The organism is Caballeronia calidae (assembly GCF_900044055.2).
Taxonomy (GTDB): domain Bacteria; phylum Pseudomonadota; class Gammaproteobacteria; order Burkholderiales; family Burkholderiaceae; genus Caballeronia; species Caballeronia calidae.
In genome coordinates this window covers 72,508-89,199 of record NZ_FCOX02000029.1, presented here as the reverse complement: position 1 = coordinate 89,199, position 16,692 = coordinate 72,508, and the positions used below count along the sequence as shown (strand labels likewise).

Below are 16,692 nucleotides of genomic sequence, written 5' to 3'. Positions count from 1 at the left end.
TTCTTCGCATCTATTGCGACCTCGACTGTCTCAGCCAACAGCACGTGAGCAAGGCAAGCGCCAAGGACGGCAGAATTCGCGGCTACTCTCATCGCCTAGTACATAACTCACGACACCCATCACTACAAACGCCGAGAGACCGACGCATGACCGCTTTCCTTTACGAAGAGAAGAACGCCAGTTCGCCCGCAGCCTTGCAGCGCGTCGCGCTGTCTTCAACGACTGGACACAACGAGCGCTGGCTGCAGGAACGAATATTCGAGTTGCCGTCGTTGCTACCAATGACGGAGATGTTCGGCCAAGGCGAGAGCTTCGTACCGCTCTGTCGGGAGCTTCCTCTACGATACGGGTCCTCGAGTGTATTCCTCGACGTCTTGGGTGTCTCGTCCACGGGTAGGCTGGTGCTCGTGGAGTGCAAGCTCTGGCGCAACCCGGAAGCGCGACGCGAGGTAATCGCACAACTCTTCGAGTATGCATCGCTGCTTTCGGAGTGGACATATTCCGACCTGGAAGCTCGACTAAAGAAGGCACGTGGATTGGCCGGAGAAAATCCAATCTTCGCCGCGGTGAAAGCTGCACATCCTCAACTTGATGAGTCGACCTTCGTTGATTCCGTAAATCAGTCGCTCGAGCGCGGCGACTTTCTCTGCGCGATTGTAGGAGATGGTATCCGCAGCGACTTGCAGGCTTTACGGCGGCTGCTTGCCACACAAGCTGGCCTCCTGTCTCGACTTGCACTCGTTGAAATAAGGACATACACGGATGCCGAGAAGAGGACATTGCTTGTTCCTGCAGTTCCACTGCAGACGGAAGTCTTCAGGCGCGAGGTGCTGGTGCGCCAGGACGGGGCACCTTTTGAGCGCACGACCGTTGGCGATGAGGCAAACGCACAACAAGAGGCCGCTGCTCTACCCAAGGCGGCGAACGGTGCCCGGCTGGAAGCAAAGCTTGAAAACCGCGCGTTCTGGGATAGGTTTATTCAATCAGCGAGATTCGACCATCCGGACCAGGCGCCGCCTCGGCACGGCGGCAACAATTTCATCCGTCTGGACCTACCCGGGCCGGTTCAGGGACTTGTCGCATTCAGAGCGTTGCCTGCTACTGCTGGGCTCTTCGTCAAGTTCGTCGGAGCGGAAGGGCGCGAGGCGTTGCAAGCTCTTGTAGAAGACCAAGCGGCGCTCGAGCAGGAAGTCGGTGAACCTATTCGTTTCGAGATTGGAGACTGGAATGAATCGGAAAAAATCGCGGGAAGTCTTTCAGTTGAGTTGAAATCCGAGGGCAATCTTGAGATTCGGATTGACACACAGCTCGCCTGGCTACTACGTACTTCGAACGCGCTTGTGAATGCTTTGCGGCTTCGGCTCGGAGGGAGTGAGACGTAGACGCTAGGGCCACGCAGCAGTCGACCGAAATAGTGAACACAATATCGGGTTGAACCAAGGGAGTTCGGTCGACTCCGTTCGGGCGCTGCCAGAATGAGTCGTTCAGCGTCGAAGCTGGATGTTCGGCCCGCTTGTGGTCAGTCTCACATCGGCGCTAACAGCTAAGGGTTGGCCGAGAACTTCATGGTGCGAGGAACGCGCGAAGAGTTAAGCGAAAAATACCGCTTATCGAGTTCCATCTGTTCAATCCGAACGTGTGGTGCCATCTCGCGAACGATTGTCGTAACCTCATTTTTCCGGTCCATTGACATCTCCGCACCAAGACACACTACCCGGATTGCCGACGACTCAAACTCGTACTGCCCTGGACCGCCTTCCGACGCCAACACATTCGCTATCGCATCGGCCGACTGCGGGTCCTCTGCAAGCAGTTGTCGATAGTATTCCTTCTCGTCATCTGAAACTGGACGCTTGACAGCCCTCCATTCACGCTCATATTTCCAATGTGTCGACTTTGTCAACAGCGCGATTTGAACAAGTTGTTCATCATCGCTTCGATGGTCGTCGGAGATTGCGACGCGCTGCTCGGAGTATGAAACTTTGCGTGCGGTATCGAACGGCTCCGCTCCTGAATCGAAGCCGACGCAAACGCCTCGATGGTTCCCAGCGTAATGAGCCCACATCAGCACGTCGTCCTTCTTGTCGGTCAGACATAACACACCAAGTGACTCAATAAAATCCCGCTCGAGCGCGGCGGGCGCAGATGCTTGCATCCGCCGGAGATACGCGCGATATACCGTCCGGTGACTTGACGGTGAAGGCAGCGCGTCGGCGATTCCCACTTGAGAAAGGAAGGATTCGAAACCGGGGACAGTCAACGGAGCTCTTAGTGCGCTCATCTCGAAAGGGTCATTGAAATTCGCGGGAGATGAGAAGTAGATATGCCCCGTCAGAATCCGTCTGAACCGCGTCACATGCTCGTCTGATGCAATCGGAAGGTATTTGTAGAGCGTCTGCTGCAATTCACGGTCCATGCGTGAGGGAACCGCCGAGCATACCGCGGTTCGCTGCCTAGTTGGACTCAAGACGACAGAGCCACCGTGCCTTTATGGCTTGTAATCAAGTTGACAATACGCCGCATTACCTTTCATGTGAGGCTCGCTTCACATGAAATTCCTGTCTGGCCGTCGCGATTTCCAGGTCAACTCCAACGAGAAGTTGCTCAAAGTCTCCCTCAAACCGACAAGTCCGTGCGTTGGTCACAGGCCAGCGCAACTGGACGCCGCTGACGAGGCGCCTCGCGCGAAGGATGCGCCTGGTAGTCCTCCCGTCAGCTTGGAGCAGCCACCATGTTTCGCATCCGTCGGTCCTGTCAGTTCGATGAACAAGGAAAGGCCGTTGGTCAAGAAGAAGTTGTCGAACTTGTTCAAGGGTCATTGCGCGGATTAAGAAGGCGAAACATGGTCTTTTGCACCAGAAACATATCAGGGACTCACGACCTAGGTTAGAACAGCGTCCGCGAGCCCCGGAAAGACAGCGTTCCCGGGACGAATCGACGTAGCCGCCGTCCCCCCAATTTTTTACATTCAATGCCGTCAAGGCGACCCAAAGTAGACCAGTCTTACGCTCTTGCAACAGCGCCCGAACCGTCAGTTCGGCCCGCACCGGCATCGACCAACGCACCGGCCACAATAATCGGCTGGTCATCCTCCTTTGCCTTCTCCACAAGCGCTGCAGCCAAGGTTTTCGTCGGTTTAACGCCCAATTCACGAAGCATCTCGGCCTGTCGAATCGCATTTCCCCTACCGGATACCAGCTTGCCGCGCGCTGCCTCAAATGAAGACTGAGCCTGCTTGAGGCGATTACCCAAGCTTTCGAAATCTTCGACGAAGCCACAGAGCTTGTCATACAGCTCGGCTCCCCGACGCGCGATATCCTGAGCGTTGCGATTCTGCGCCTCTTGTCTCCAAAGATGCGCGACCGTGCGGACGACGAACAATAAGGTGGACGGACTCACAAGCAAAACATTGCGATTCAAGGCTTCCATGAAAATGTCTTTGTCGTTCGTGATAGCCAACATGAACGCCGGCTCAATGGGCACGAACGCGAGGACGAAGTCAAGCGACTTGCCATAGAGCGCGTGATATTGCTTTTCCGACAGAGACTTAATATGGCTACGAATCGAATCCACATGCTGCCGGAGGCTGATGGAGCGCTGCTCTTCGGACTCGGCCGATGCGTATGCTTCGTAGGCGACCAACGAAACCTTCGAGTCGACCACGAGCTTGCGCTCTTCCGGCAAAAGAATCACAACGTCCGGTTGAGCTCGGCTGCCGTCTTCGCGAGTCTGACTATCTTGCACAAGGTACTCGTGTCCCTTTCGAAGACCAGACGATTCAAGAACGCGCTCGAGAATCAGCTCGCCCCAGTTGCCTTGGGTCTTCGACGAACCCTTGAGTGCCGAAGTCAGGTTCTTCGCGTCTTCGCTCAGGGCTTGATTCAGTGCGTGCAATTGCTTGACTTGCTCGGCGAGCGCAGTGCGGTCCTTGCCCTCCTGAACATAAACTTCTTCGACCTTACCTTGGAACTCCTTGAGTCGAGTCTTCAGGGGTTCCAGCAACTGGTCGAGGTTCGACTTGTTTTGCTCCGTGAAACGCTTTGACTTCTCTTCAAGAATCTCGCTCGCAAGGGTCTTGAACTGCGCGCTCAATTCCTCCTTCGCGCGGGTCAGCAAAAGGAGCTTTTCTTCAGCGTGCTTCTGCTCCGCTTCGGAGCTTGTGCGGAGCTCAGTCAATTCGGAACTCAAGCGCGCTACCTCGCCTTCCGCTAGCACCCGAGCGTCAGTCTCGGCTGTACGCTGTTCGCGGGCTAACGCGTGCGCGCCCTGCTCAGCTGCAAGTTCTGCTGTCAACTTGCCGTTGGAGCGCCCGCTAGACTCTCTCAAGTCGCTAAGCTGCTTGCTAGTTTCCTCTAACTGGGTTTCTGTTGCTCCGAGCTTATCTTCAAGTGTCGGAATCAGTGCCGCTTGCTCTTCCAATGCAGCCTTTCGCTCGTTAGCTTCATTCAGCGCGTGTCTGCATTGAGATGCTTCTCTGCCCAGTCCCTCAACATCTTTAGCAAGTTCCGCGACTTTGGCGTCAAGGGAGGTTGCCAGTTGTCGCTGCTGCGCCTCACTTGTAGCGAGAGCGCGGCTCTCGTCTTCGCCCTCTTGAACTCGTTCAAGTAATCGCTTCAAGTCTGCCTCAAGCTGAGGGACGCGAGATGACCTCTCAGACAAACGCGCCTGGTCATTTCGACTCTGGTCCAGTTCAGAGCGAAGGTCACTGAATTCCTTCGCTGCAAGGTCTCGCGCGACCCGTAGTTTCGCGATTTCCTCGAGCGTCGCCCTGAGCCGCTCCTCTTTTTGTGCGAAGTCTATTTGCGATGCACTTTGTGTCTGAACCACTGCTGCTTGGACTTGAAGCTGAATGCGCCCACGCATCAACAGCCATGAGATTACTGCGCCAACCATAACCCCGACAGCGAGGAAGCCGATATATACGAAAGAATTCATTCCATCCCCGCGAAAACACGAAGTTTTTGGAGCTTTGTACAAGTTCGAGACGTCTCGACCTACCTCAAGGGCTCACTGGCTGACCGCCGGCGGCTTAGCCATCGTTCCCATACCGGCCACGCAAATCGGAGACTCTGGCGTCAAAGGCGTTTGTCAGGCACGGCATATCCGAACAGCTCTTCACGACCTGCTCAAGCCATTTTTCCTGTTCAATTCGCACACCGACGTCTTTCCCTCCAATTCGGGCCTGCGCCGACTCATACTCCCTGACTTCGAGGTCATAGGCGGCCGCCAGAGTACCGCTTCTGCAAACATTGGCGCCAAAAAACGACCCATCATCGACACATCCCACGCTTGAACCACGCATTCGCGGTTTCGTGTCGCGGGACTGCGCCGAGGCCACGCTCTGAGGAGCACTCGCGACTATCTGCGCGTCGACCGAAGCCACCACACGTTCATTCGACCCGAGGGTCACGCCACTGTCGTTCTTTTGCGCCGCCGCAGGCGCGGGGTCCAATTGAACTAACTCGCTAGATGCGGGCAAAGCTTCACTGGCGAGCGCCGGCCGGGACGGGGCGACTCCAACAGCGCTTGCTGACGATGTGGGTTGTTCGGACGGAGTGGACAAACTTAATGCCGCTGACCCGACAATACAGATACCAATGCCGTACAAGACGCGTTTCGCGGAACGTCTGAAATCACGGGTGTCAGGCTCGTTGTTTCGGTATCCGGTCTTGAACCGACGGTCAACCTTTCTGGTGTCGAAGAATCCGCCAAAACCCACTAAGCCCATCAAAATTCCAACCAAAAATAACCCGCCCCCAAGCATTCTCATCTTTTTCGCAACGACAATTAAGTCGGCGCGCCCCGGTATTTGATTATGATTGTTCGTATCGCTCGAGCTAGTTAGCCGAGGCCACGAATCGCTGTCCGCTTCGGTCATTCGCGCTCGTCGCCGCACCATTCGGCTGCCTTCACCTGACGACTCGTTTTGGCACTATCTTCCTTGACGTCACGAAGACAAAAAACTTTAGCCGTCCGGCGAAACTATTTTTCTTTGCTTACCGAAGTGATGACAGACGCGTCGCTGCGAAGCCTTCGAAACACTGAAAACGTTCCTGCGAAATCAATGGGTACTTTCCGCACTCGTCGCCTACAGATTGCTCGTACGCCTGCTCCGAAGTCGCGAGTTCAGGTGCAGCAGTTGGCCCGCCTGCCGCTTTTAGTCGTTTCAGATAGAGGCCGTGCTCCGCAGCCTGCGCACTTCCACGCTTGAACTCGCTCGAAGGATTGAGCTTTGACAAGGACGACACAATTCTTTGCGCCCCAGCGAGCGATTCGTCGTCGGTCGCCGCACAGTAGAGCAGGGTCGTTGGACGGTTCGCCGCCAGAAGAAAGGCGTACACACACGACCGCATCGTGGCCGACGGTGACTGAAATATCCCCGCCGCAGCGCCCCGGATAGCGAGTGCACCGGAGAGCTGCATCGGCGTGAGCAGCGCCGCGTTAGTGAATCCTGCTTTCGTGACCGAGTTGGCGTCGCCCCCTAATTGACGAATAACGTCGTCTGACTGCAACGCCCGGAGAAATTGAAGCGTGTTGTCAAACCACGACACCGGAACAAACCGGTCTCGCTGCGTAACGACACGAATTTGCCACGCACTGTCGCCCTCAGCGACCGCAGATTGACAGATTCCGACTTCGTCATCGGCCGGCCCTGGCATCGTGCAAGACGCGCTGTCGCGCGCCAACGGAAGCGTTGCTTTGAGATGCAACGGGCCGAAACCTAACGTTTGCGTCTTCCAAACCATCTCAGGTGCGGGTTTTGTCTCGGTCAATTGCGGTGCTGACGCGACTGGTGCGCTCGGACTCTCTAGAGACGAAGTTCCGCCTGACGGAGTGCTTCTGTTAGCCCCGGATATGAGAACGCCCGCCGCAACAGCGACCGCTAAGCTGAAATACGCTGGTGCTTTACTTGCGGACATGATTCTACGATTATTATCATCTTAAGATGAATACTAACGCGCGGTTCTGAGGTTAGCCAGCACCGCACAGCGAGAAGACCATGAGTGAACACAACGACTTCGCCACCCAGGTGGCTTTTGGCACGGACAACTTCGCGGAGAACCCGGAACAAAGGTGTCCGTGCGTACTGGTACTCGACCGGTCCGGCTCGATGAGTGGCGAACCGATTTCTGCACTGAACGCAGGTCTCGTAACGTTCAAAGACGAGCTCGCGGCAGACTCGCTGGCGATGAAGCGCGTCGACACCGCAATCGTCACGTTCGGCCCGGCAACCCTCGAAATGCCGTTTCATACGGCCCCGAATTTTTATCCGCCGACGTTGACCCCTCAAGGTGACACGCCGATGGGCTCGGCCATCAACCTGGCACTCGACACTCTCGAAGCCCGCAAAGCCGAGTACAAAGCGAACGGCATCTCCTATTACCGGCCATGGGTGTTCCTTATCACTGATGGAGGTCCGACGGACGCTTGGCAGTCCGCTGCCGCCCGTGTGCGTGAAGGTGAAGCGTCGAAGAAATTCGCATTCTTCGCTGTCGGAGTAGAAGGTGCCAACATGGACACGTTGGCGCAGATTTCGACGAGACAGCCGCTCTCGTTGAAGGGCCTGAAATTTCGAGAACTCTTCCAGTGGCTTTCCGCGTCGATGGCTGCGGTCTCGCGCTCTACCCCTGGGACAGAGGTACCGCTCGCTGCTCCGACTGGCTGGGCGTCGGTGTGAGCTGGAAGGTCATTGGAGCGTCTGCAGTAGGCACCTCGCACACTTCGAACTCGTCGCCCTGCCAAGACAGCTGCTTCTATCACGTTGCGTCAGACGCGACGGGAGCGAGCCTTTTGGTTGCTCTTGTTTCTGATGGAGCGGGAAGCGCACAGTTCGGCGAGGTCGGTTCCGAGCTTGCGTGTGAGGCCGCCGGAAAAATGCTTCTCGAAATCGCCGAAACGACTGGAGAAGACGGGTTGAAAGCGCACCTCGCGAGCGAACTGCTCGAGGTCGTCAGAGCGCGGATAAGCGAGGCTGCGCAAGCGCGAAGTGTCACCATGCGCGCGCTTGCCTGTACCTTGCTCGGCGCGGTTATTGGGCCGACCCGGGCGTTCTACTTCCAAGTCGGCGACGGCGCAATCGTGGCGCGCGACGCAGGAGCACTGGCGCCCGTTTTTTGGCCTGAATCGGGCGAGTACGCCAACATGACGTATTTCGTCACAGATGCGAACGCTGCAGAACATCTGAGAGTCGAGATTCGCGACACGTCGGACGAAGTATCGCTTTTCAGCGATGGAATCCAGCGGTTGGCCTTAGTGTTTGCTTCCGAGACCGCGTACGAGCCTTTCTTCGAGCCAATGTTCAAGGCGTTACGTGCGTCGTCGGACGACCAGACGGACTCGCTTTGTGCAGCCCTTGAGCGCTTCCTAAATAGCGATGCAATCAATGACCGAACCGACGACGACAAGACGTTGATTCTCGCAACGCGTTCGCTGGGGGAAAGCAGTGTCAGTAGCGTTTGATGAACTCGGAAATCAGCTCCAGCTGGGCAAGAAGCTAGGTGAAGGTGGTGAGGGCGCCGTATTCGATACAACGCACAACGGCGAAAACGTCGCCGCCAAAATTTACGCGCACGCTCTCCCACCTGAACGACAAGCGAAGCTACGGGCAATGGCGCAGGTAGGTGATACCTACCTCAAGGAAATCGCTGCATGGCCCATCAGTGTGTTACTGACAAAGCGACCAGGGCCCGTCGCCGGCTTCACCATGCCGAAGTTCTCCGGTTATCACGCGGTACACGAACTCTACGGTGTAGGCAGTCGTCGTCAGACTTTCCCGAAAGCGGATTTTGCCTTCTTGGTGGGAACCGCACGAAATATCGCAGCTGCATTTGATGCCATACATGCGCACGGCCACGCCATCGGTGACGTCAATGAGAACAACATCATTGTCAGTCGTCAAGGAACGGTTAAGTTGCTTGACTGCGATTCATTCCATGTCAACACTTCGGCCGCCAGCTTTCCGTGCACGGTGGGTGTGCCGCACTACACACCTCCCGAACTACAAGGGCTGGGTTCTTTCCACGGCGTCACGCGGACGGCAAATCACGACAACTTTGGGCTGGCCGTTCTCGTCTTTCAATTGTTGTTCATGGCAAGGCACCCGTTCTCCGGAATCCCGAAGACCACCGGAGATTTGCCATTGGAGCGCTCTATCAAGGAGTTCCGATTCGCCTATGGAGCGGACCGCCTCACGCGACTGATTGATATGCCGCCGAAGGCCTTGGGCCTGGATTACCTACCCGCCGGTTTCGGAGACCTGTTCTGGCGCGCGTTCACCGAAACGGGTGTAAAACACGGCCGACCCAAGGCAAAGGAATGGGTTGCCGCCCTAGACGGTCTCCTTCGTTCGTTGCGTTCGTGCAGCGCCGAACCACGACATAAATTTCCAGGCCAGCTACACACCTGTATTTGGTGCGAGCGCGACAAGCAAGGAACGCCCTACTTCACTCCAGCTTCCGCGACCGGACCAACCATAAACTTTCAGGCTGCGAGTGCGAATATCGCTGCGCTCTGGTCACAAATTCAGGCGCTCAGCGCAGTACCACAGATGCCTGCGTTCGCGGCCCCGTCCTTAGCTTTGTCGGGACGCCCCGCCCCCGCGTCTACCGGCCTATCCGTGACCAAGATGCGCTTGATGTATGCCGGCATCTGCTTCGTCGCTTTCTTGTTGTCAATTGGTGAGCCCAAACTCTGGTGGCTATGGCTAACGGTTGGGGGCTTTGCCACGCATGCCGTAAAGGCGGAATCGCCTGTCGAATTGAATACGCGCAAAAGCGCGGTTGCCGTCGCACAGCGCGGCTACGATGCCGCACTTTCCGAATATGACAGGGTGCGCGGGGAGCACCCAGTTTCCGATGCGTTCCGCAATCTTGGGCAAATCAAAGCTCAGCTGGACGACCTTCCTCAAGTCCTTGCGCTCGAGATGAAGCAACTGCAAGCCACGCTAGTCGCGCGTCAAATGCACGATTTCCTCGACCGGCACTTCATTCACGACGCGAAGATTTCTGGTGTCGGGGCGCAACGCAAGCAGACCCTGGCGTCCTTCGGCATCGAAACCGCCGCAGATATCACGTCCTCGGCAATCGGCGCCGTCCCCGGTTTCGGTGAGGGTCTCACAAACAACCTTCTGTCTTGGAAGAGGTCTATCGAGCGAAAGTTCGTGCCGTCCGCCAACATTACTCCCTCCCCTCAAGACGTCAACTCGGTGAACGCGCGGGTCGCATCGATGCGAGCAAAGCTTGAGCAGCAACTTCGGGATGGAGCGACATATCTTCAGACCGTGAGAAACGAGTTTATGCTCCGCCAGAACAAGGCGAAGGGAGCACTGGAAGCGGCTCATCACCATCTGGCCCAAGCACAAGCCGACTTTGCCGTTATGCAGAGGAAGCCGTGACAAGACTTCCCCAAATTCCTTCAACGGCGGTCCTCACGGGTTGCTTCGCTATTATCTTGGGCAGTCTCTCGATGTCAGGTCACGCGCAGGAAGCGCCGAATCCGGTGGGAGAATTTCTCAATGCCTTTCGAGGTAAGCCTGTGGGGCCCGTAGCCCCCCCTCTGTCTAGCTCTGCTCAAACTGTCAGCGGTCTATCGTCCGCCATGGTGAATGCGCCTCTGACGTCAACGACAGTTCCTCCAGCACCCGTGCCGGCGAGTGTGCCCTCCTGCCCTCCGGGTGTCGACCGACTAGGTTGCCCACGGCCGCTTCGTCAGCAGTCGCAAAGCAATTGCCCAGCGGGCATGACCGCCGGTCCAACGGGCTGTGTTCCGATGGCGATGCCTCCAAATGCCCACCGAGTCTCCACAGACGGGCAATGGCAGTGCGACGATGGCTACATGAGGTTCGGTGCTGTCTGCATGGCACTTCAATCGACCCCCGCCAACGCACACCTAATTGGCACTGGTGCCGACTGGGAGTGTAATTCGGGATTCAGACGGGTTGGAAACACATGCGAAGCCGTAAGCCTTCCACCCAATGCTCATCTGGCCAATACGGGGGACGGGTGGGAATGCGACGCCGGATTCCGGATGGTCGGTAACTTCTGCGTAGGACACTGAAGAGAGTCTAGGGAACATGGGGCTGAGCTATAGGAAGTCGATTTCCGCAGGACCGTTTCGCTTCAATGTTTCAGGGAGCGGCATTGGAGTTTCAGTGGGTGTCCCAGGATTTCGTGTCGGAACTGGTCCACGCGGGAACTACGTCTCGATATCGAAAGCTGGGTTCACCTATCGTGCGACCCTACCGTCCCCCGGAGGTAAGCCACAGGCTTACTCGCAGCCTCCGTCCAATCCGGCGGCAGTTCGCCCAGTGATTACTTCTCCTGGAACTGCAACGGTTGGCCCTATGACCAGCGTTGCCTCGGCGACCGCTCCCCAGCTAGCGTCGTCCTCCGCCGACTCCCTAGTTGATGAAATCAATCGCAAGGCGGAAATGACTCCACTTTGGCCATGGTGCGCAACGCTCGCGCTCATTGGAGTCATCTTCGCGGCACTCTCGTCAGATGGAGCGACACTTGTCGCCATCGTAAGCGGTGCCATCGCTGTCATTCTATCTGCCGCCGCGCTGTGGGTGTACTACTGGGATACAGCTCGCCGGGCAACCGTGCTCTTCTATGACCTCGACCCGACGTCCGAACAAGCGTTCTCCTCTGTGGTCAACGGACTGACGCAACTTGCTGCTTCCGCTGGAAAGTGGAGAATTGATGCGACCGGCACAGTGCTGGACAGAAAATATCATGCTGGTGCTCCGAACGTCGTTCAACGCAAGCCATTACAGATGGGTGTCGGACAATTCTGGAAGGTGAGGTGCAACCTCGATGTTCCGTACATTGTCACGGGAACGAACGCGCTCTACTTCTGTCCTGACCGCCTTTTCGTTATCACTGGACGCAAGGTCGCAGCCGTGCGTTACGCCGACCTGCATATGAGCGATGGCTCGACCCAATTCATTGAAGAGGATTTCGTCCCGACTGATGCAGTCCGAATCGGCAGCACCTGGAGGTATGTCAACAAATCGGGTGGCCCTGACCGAAGATTCAAGGACAACCGAGAACTACCTATTGTGCGCTACGAAGAACTCTCGCTCAACTCAGCCTCTGGCTTGAATGAGCTCTTTCAATTTTCCAAACCTGGTGCCGCAGCAGCGTTCCGTCAATCCGCCAAAAACCTAATGACCTTGCGTCCTGCGGCAAAACCGTAGCACGGCTATGAGCTACGGACTGACATGCGCGGATGTGACATCGAAAAATCGGCTCCGACGAGCACGGGTGGCGTCCTCAACGGACCTTCGACGGTTTCTCGTCGACTATCAGCAAATGCCTGACGGTGAGGTGAGACTCGAGTAGCGAAATCCCGCTTTCGCGGGCGTTTCGAAGCGACAACAGTTAGGAGCAGTAGCCGCCATTGTGATGCGAACCGGTACCACCGTGGGGATGCTCACCCTTTGGACAAGCGTGGGCGACATTGACAATGCACAGCAGTGCGACAACGACAGCAACGATTTTTTTCACGGAGTCTCCTAGTTTTCGTTCGCCGGCACCTTAGTTTCGACGGTCACAGTGTGACAAACCAGTTAACGGCAGTCTCCGTTTTCGCTTGAGTCGTGGCCGCGCTTTCGCCGCTCTACGCTTGTTGCGTCCGCCTCCATGCTCATATCGGGCGCGCAGGAACATCTTTGCTCTTCATGAGATAGCAATTCCTTGGTGGCCCTCAAAGGAAGTCTTGCGCTGACAAACAACAGGGGAAGTTCTCAATAGTTCCTGCTACCTGTGATGACGACGAGTTGCGGATAAGCTAGTTCGCCTCCGCGCAGAGCGTTCTGCAGTCTAAGTTGAGACAACGCGACATACCCTCAAGTTTTCAAAGTCGCCGCCGTTAGAGCCAACGTAGGCGCTGCGGTGGGAAAACCGCTGGCATCGAGACACCGACTAGATAAAAGCGAAGCGAGGGCATTGATGAAGGTCATTCTGGCGTTGGTAGCAGTTGCGAGCTTGGCAGGTTGCTCCACGTACGCGGTTCCGCGATATTCCATTAACGCGGACAACGTGGTTGCGATGAAGACCACCGTCGTCAACGGGGTGGGAGTTGGACAATTCACGCAGGCTCCCATCCCGAATGAGAGCCCAAATCAAATCATGTGCCGCGCGGTTGGTCCCATCAAGACGCCCGACGGTGAGTCCTTCGCCGAATTTGTGAAAGCTGGGTTCATCTCCGAACTCAAAATCGCCGGTGTTTATGCACCAGCTGCTCCCGTGCAACTCACAGGTCAGCTTGAAAACATAGGTTTCTCGTCCATGAGCGGCACATGGAACCTCGGACTCACCGTCAAATCGTCGAACGGACGCAGCATGAGCGTGGCCGAAGCTTATTCGTACACTTCCAGCTATTTCGGTGAGACCGCTTGTAATCAGACCGCTCAAGCGCTGATGCCAGCAGTGCAGGACCTCATCGCGAAGGTGGTGCAGTCGCCTGAATTCCCAACGCTGCTGAAGTGAAGGGCAACTAAAGGCGCGGAACCGTTGGGACGGATACAAAGGAACTCTCGAAGCCTTTCGTATTGAGGGGCTGATGCGAGTAATCGCTGGCGGTGCCCCAAAATAAGCACCGCCGAGTCTTCTCTCACCATCCTCGCTATTTATTACCTGCAGGCGGTGCGTTGCCGCGACCACCCCCGCACGGCTGACCTGTTGTGCTCGGCCAGTTTCCACCTGGAAATCCGGTCGACGGCCGTCCACGTCCGCTTGAGGAAGGTTGGATTGGGCCACGTTCTCCACCAGACTTTCCTCCAGCGCTGCTCCCCCTTCCAACGCCGCTTCCATTACCCTTGCTCATAGTGTCCTCCACGCCATCGCCGGCGACTCACCGACTCGCACAGTATGCGCGTAAGGCAACGGGCGTGCATGCACTGTGATTGCGACGAATAGCCTAGTCGGACGAAGAAGGGGAATCGGCGAGTGATTGATGAATGGCATCCCCTCGCGCACGAATGTCGCTCTTGCTGCTCCGTCGTTGATTTCAATATCGAGACGCATCGTGATGCTTGCCGTAGTCGCTCACGAAGACTGTCAGCGCGTCAGCGTGCGGGTATGGTCCTGAGGGCTTGACTGTCAGCAGAGCGCGAGCCGCACGCTCCCAGAGGTCTTCTCCCGGAATGGGCGTATACCGTCCCGTGGCGACAAGGGGCATCGCGGCAGCGAGGTCATGAGCGAGATAGACTCCCGCGTGTACTCGGACTTCAGTCACGTGACTTTCTCTTTTCGTATATGACGACGCGAGAGCCGACTTCTATTCGACGCGCTATCCGGCGCCGGCCGGTGCACACGACTGGCTCTACTGGGATTTGCGTCGTGCGGCCGCTGTTGTAGTCGCGAGCAGCACGCCCCGGCAAAACTTCGATTCTCAGCTTTCGGAAGGTGTCTGCCGCTATCTGCTCGAAAGTCGCGGCCGGCGTCAGAGCTCCGGTGAACTTGTTGACACGAGTCTTTGCGTACACGCCGATGCTCACGCGGATGAGCTTCTCTTCACCAACAAGCCTTGCGAGCACACGCCCAACCTGCGCGACACTTCCCAAGTGCGCGACTTCAATGCGCAGAATTACAACGTCACTATGCGCGAGGAACTGGGAGACTCGGTCGAACGTTGTCATTTATTTTCTTCCTCGCGGCGGCGAGCGTATCGCCAGGCGCCGTCTACCCTCATTACTTGAACACACGCGCTCTGATTCAACAGTCACGGAAGCTTTCGGCGGAGTTCGGGACTCGCTATGTCATCAATACTCCTGAAGGCAGAAGCGACCTTTTCGATGTCAATGGGGCCCACTCCGGAATGTTCGAAGTGCTGTCGCCAATCGCGAACTGTGTTCCACGCCTCAGCGACGTACTCGCAGGCGAGTTCCTCGGAAAGCCAGAACATTTGATGCCAAGAGAGAGCGTTGTCGAGCGTCGCCGCTCTTCCATACTCTCCGACTTGAAGATGCAAGAACCGGTCAAATGCGAAGCTTGGTCTCGGGACGACGTCGAAACAAGGACTCAGTTGCCACGTTCGAAACGCGCTGTTGTAAATGTAGCCGGTGTTGCGAAGATGCCCGTCGTCGTTGCTCACAAGGATGTCAATCAACATTCGCTTGTAAATCTGCGCGGCATCATCGACGCCGATAGCGGTGCGGCTGTGCACAAGCCCGGCAGCCGCTACATCCGCGTATGACGCGAAACGCGATTCTATCTCTGTGTAGCCTGTCATCGTGAGCGCGCTCGCGTAGAACACGCGTTGCTCGACTGTTCCGGCTTCTGGTCCGGCTTCTGGTCCGGCTCGGGGTCGTTTTTGACCCGCCGGATGCGATTTTGAATCGGTCGTCGGAGCCCGGAAACGGTCGAATCGCTGGGACAGTAAGACGCGGCGGTCGCCTATCGCGACTGTTTTGACTGCAGGCACATGAACACCGGTCTTTGCCGCCAATAGAAGCGTCGCGTATTCCACACTTGAAACGTCGAACGCGTCGCTCCTCGTTGGGAATTTCGCCACCCATGCAACGCCCTTATCGTCGCGAAACGAAGCTTTCGGCCGAGCGCCGCCCAGCCCTGCACCTTGAGCGAAAATTGCCTCCAGTTCTGGCGAGATAGGAAGGCCCTCGTCGATGCGCTCGACCGCTTCGGCAATTTTGTCTAGGTCGACGGAGTCATCGATTTGCGACGACGGTCCTATACTCGACTCGAGCCGAAAGTCAAGAGCTCCGACGCGATGCGGTCCTCCGTTCATTAGGTATTGCGCCTCGAGGAGGCCATTCAGAGGCGCTCCGAGTTTGCGCTCAATTACACGGCGGCCGAACGCATCGGGTGTTGCGTCGCGAAATGCGCCGAAGAGCGACAAAGCGTCCTTGGGTATTCTCTGCTTGCTCGGCGTGATAGGTTTTTCTGCAAGCGAAAGGCTGACCGGGTCCAGCTCGACCCTGTTCGAATGGGCGAGATAGCTCTCCTCGTATTCGAACGTCGACGACACTCGGCCGTCGGTCTGCTCGGTCATGACAAGCCTGCCGCAACAGGTCCAATTGCCGTCGAGATGAGCGAAAACGAGAAGATGCTTTGCGCCAGTCATACTGCCTTCCCGAAGGTAGCTTCGAGCATCGACTCGAGTTGGACGCGTACGGCCGGCTCCCCGATGCCGAACGTCTCATCTGTCTTCACAAGATTTTCACGGCACCACTCGGGCCACCCTTCGTCGTTGTCGTCGATTGCGAGCCATCGCTCGGGACGGCGTCTCAGCACGTCCGACCAAATCTGCATGCCTCGGGACGAAGACTGGAAAACCTCACGGTCCATTTCGCTATGGTACGTCGCGCCTATCACACGGTCACGAAGACCCGTGGGCAGATTCGATGACAGGCGAGGAATCCGTCCTCGATACCTGCTGACCCACGTTGTACTGAAGACGATTTTGACCGTGGGATAGTTTGCTAGTAATCGGTCGAGCAGCGGCGCTTGCTCGAAGAGCTCATGGCCCGGGCAGTTCAACAAGAAGGGCCCGACGCCGTGCTTCGTGTAGACCGCGCTGGGGTGCAGACATCCGTCGAAATCAACGTACAGAATGTGCCCGCCGACATGTTTGGGCAGCGGAAAATCGAAAGCAGAACCAAGAGCTCTTGTCATCATGTCACCGTCTAGAGCACGCGCACGAGCCGCGTGCCTGAAGACCGCACCCACC

The 16,692-nt window shown here is 56.8% G+C and carries 13 protein-coding genes and 1 pseudogene; 7 read left to right on the top strand and 7 right to left on the bottom strand.

Annotated elements, in window-relative coordinates:
• Positions 1-146 precede the first annotated feature (146 nt).
• Positions 147-1,382 carry a PDDEXK family nuclease gene (locus AWB78_RS24230; RefSeq protein ID WP_062608530.1) on the top strand — a complete coding sequence of 412 codons (1,236 nt, stop codon included), beginning with the start codon at positions 147-149 and terminating at the stop codon, positions 1,380-1,382.
• 161 nt (positions 1,383-1,543) lie between these two features.
• Here the strand turns inward: AWB78_RS24230 and AWB78_RS24225 are convergent, their stop codons facing one another.
• The 4 genes from AWB78_RS24225 to AWB78_RS24210 all read right to left on the bottom strand — a co-directional run bounded on the left by AWB78_RS24225 (position 1,544) and on the right by AWB78_RS24210 (position 6,773).
• Positions 1,544-2,416 (bottom strand): DUF2971 domain-containing protein, encoded by an 873-nt coding sequence (locus AWB78_RS24225; RefSeq protein WP_062608529.1) that lies wholly within the window; start codon positions 2,414-2,416, stop codon positions 1,544-1,546.
• 587 nt (positions 2,417-3,003) lie between these two features.
• Positions 3,004-4,935 carry a DNA recombination protein RmuC gene (locus AWB78_RS24220; RefSeq protein WP_063959015.1) on the bottom strand — a complete coding sequence of 644 codons (1,932 nt, stop codon included), beginning with the start codon at positions 4,933-4,935 and terminating at the stop codon, positions 3,004-3,006.
• 94 nt (positions 4,936-5,029) lie between these two features.
• A complete protein-coding gene (locus AWB78_RS24215) occupies positions 5,030-5,878 on the bottom strand; it encodes a hypothetical protein (RefSeq protein WP_062608528.1) in 849 nt (282 codons plus the stop codon).
• 118 nt (positions 5,879-5,996) lie between these two features.
• On the bottom strand, positions 5,997-6,773 hold the full coding sequence (locus AWB78_RS24210; protein ID WP_232477845.1) for a hypothetical protein: 777 nt from the start codon (positions 6,771-6,773) through the stop codon (positions 5,997-5,999).
• A 227-nt stretch (positions 6,774-7,000) separates the two neighbouring features.
• On the opposite strand from AWB78_RS24210, the gene AWB78_RS24205 reads away from it, so the two are divergent.
• From AWB78_RS24205 to AWB78_RS24185, 6 genes and pseudogenes are all read left to right on the top strand, one after another.
• The gene (locus tag AWB78_RS24205) at positions 7,001-7,678 is read left to right on the top strand and encodes a vWA domain-containing protein (RefSeq protein ID WP_062608526.1); all 678 of its coding nucleotides are present in this window, start codon (positions 7,001-7,003) and stop codon (positions 7,676-7,678) included.
• On the top strand, positions 7,675-8,460 hold the full coding sequence (locus AWB78_RS24200; RefSeq protein WP_062608525.1) for a PP2C family serine/threonine-protein phosphatase: 786 nt from the start codon (positions 7,675-7,677) through the stop codon (positions 8,458-8,460). Before AWB78_RS24205 ends, AWB78_RS24200 begins: the two co-directional genes overlap by 4 nt.
• The gene (locus AWB78_RS24195) at positions 8,444-10,393 is read left to right on the top strand and encodes a helix-hairpin-helix domain-containing protein (RefSeq protein WP_062608524.1); all 1,950 of its coding nucleotides are present in this window, start codon (positions 8,444-8,446) and stop codon (positions 10,391-10,393) included. Before AWB78_RS24200 ends, AWB78_RS24195 begins: the two co-directional genes overlap by 17 nt.
• A 678-nt stretch (positions 10,394-11,071) precedes the next feature.
• Positions 11,072-11,218: pseudogene (locus AWB78_RS49800) on the top strand (DUF4236 domain-containing protein); the annotation flags it as partial.
• Positions 11,219-11,341: 123 nt separating this feature from the next.
• Positions 11,342-12,196, top strand: coding sequence for a hypothetical protein (locus AWB78_RS24190; RefSeq protein ID WP_062608523.1), 855 nt, complete (start codon positions 11,342-11,344; stop codon positions 12,194-12,196).
• A 754-nt stretch (positions 12,197-12,950) separates the two neighbouring features.
• Positions 12,951-13,490: a hypothetical protein gene (locus tag AWB78_RS24185; protein ID WP_062608522.1), complete on the top strand. Its 540-nt coding sequence runs from the start codon at positions 12,951-12,953 to the stop codon at positions 13,488-13,490.
• A 740-nt stretch (positions 13,491-14,230) separates the two neighbouring features.
• On the opposite strand, the gene AWB78_RS24180 is transcribed toward AWB78_RS24185, so the two are convergent.
• The 3 genes from AWB78_RS24180 to AWB78_RS24170 form a co-directional block, all read right to left on the bottom strand.
• Positions 14,231-14,641: a DUF6088 family protein gene (locus AWB78_RS24180; protein WP_062608521.1), complete on the bottom strand. Its 411-nt coding sequence runs from the start codon at positions 14,639-14,641 to the stop codon at positions 14,231-14,233.
• Between the two features lie 83 nt (positions 14,642-14,724).
• Complete coding sequence (locus AWB78_RS24175) at positions 14,725-16,014, bottom strand: type II toxin-antitoxin system HipA family toxin (protein WP_198399335.1); 1,290 nt, start codon at positions 16,012-16,014, stop codon at positions 14,725-14,727.
• Between the two features lie 68 nt (positions 16,015-16,082).
• A complete protein-coding gene (locus AWB78_RS24170) occupies positions 16,083-16,640 on the bottom strand; it encodes an HAD domain-containing protein (RefSeq protein ID WP_096031833.1) in 558 nt (185 codons plus the stop codon).
• Between the last annotated feature and the right edge of the window lie 52 nt (positions 16,641-16,692).

Excerpts from the sequence above, each read along its gene's own strand:
- AWB78_RS24215 (WP_062608528.1), bottom strand. The coding sequence starts at position 5,878 with ATGACCGAAGCGGACAGCGATTCGTGGCCTCGGCTAACTAGCTCGAGC.
- AWB78_RS24175 (WP_198399335.1), bottom strand. The coding sequence starts at position 16,014 with ATGACCGAGCAGACCGACGGCCGAGTGTCGTCGACGTTCGAATACGAG.
- AWB78_RS24225 (WP_062608529.1), bottom strand. The coding sequence starts at position 2,416 with ATGGACCGTGAATTGCAGCAGACGCTCTACAAATACCTTCCGATTGCA.
- AWB78_RS24230 (WP_062608530.1), top strand. The coding sequence starts at position 147 with ATGACCGCTTTCCTTTACGAAGAGAAGAACGCCAGTTCGCCCGCAGCC.
- AWB78_RS24220 (WP_063959015.1), bottom strand. The coding sequence starts at position 4,935 with ATGAATTCTTTCGTATATATCGGCTTCCTCGCTGTCGGGGTTATGGTT.
- AWB78_RS24180 (WP_062608521.1), bottom strand. The coding sequence starts at position 14,641 with ATGACAACGTTCGACCGAGTCTCCCAGTTCCTCGCGCATAGTGACGTT.
- AWB78_RS24185 (WP_062608522.1), top strand. The coding sequence starts at position 12,951 with ATGAAGGTCATTCTGGCGTTGGTAGCAGTTGCGAGCTTGGCAGGTTGC.
- AWB78_RS24205 (WP_062608526.1), top strand. The coding sequence starts at position 7,001 with ATGAGTGAACACAACGACTTCGCCACCCAGGTGGCTTTTGGCACGGAC.
- AWB78_RS24170 (WP_096031833.1), bottom strand. The coding sequence starts at position 16,640 with ATGATGACAAGAGCTCTTGGTTCTGCTTTCGATTTTCCGCTGCCCAAA.
- AWB78_RS24190 (WP_062608523.1), top strand. The coding sequence starts at position 11,342 with ATGACCAGCGTTGCCTCGGCGACCGCTCCCCAGCTAGCGTCGTCCTCC.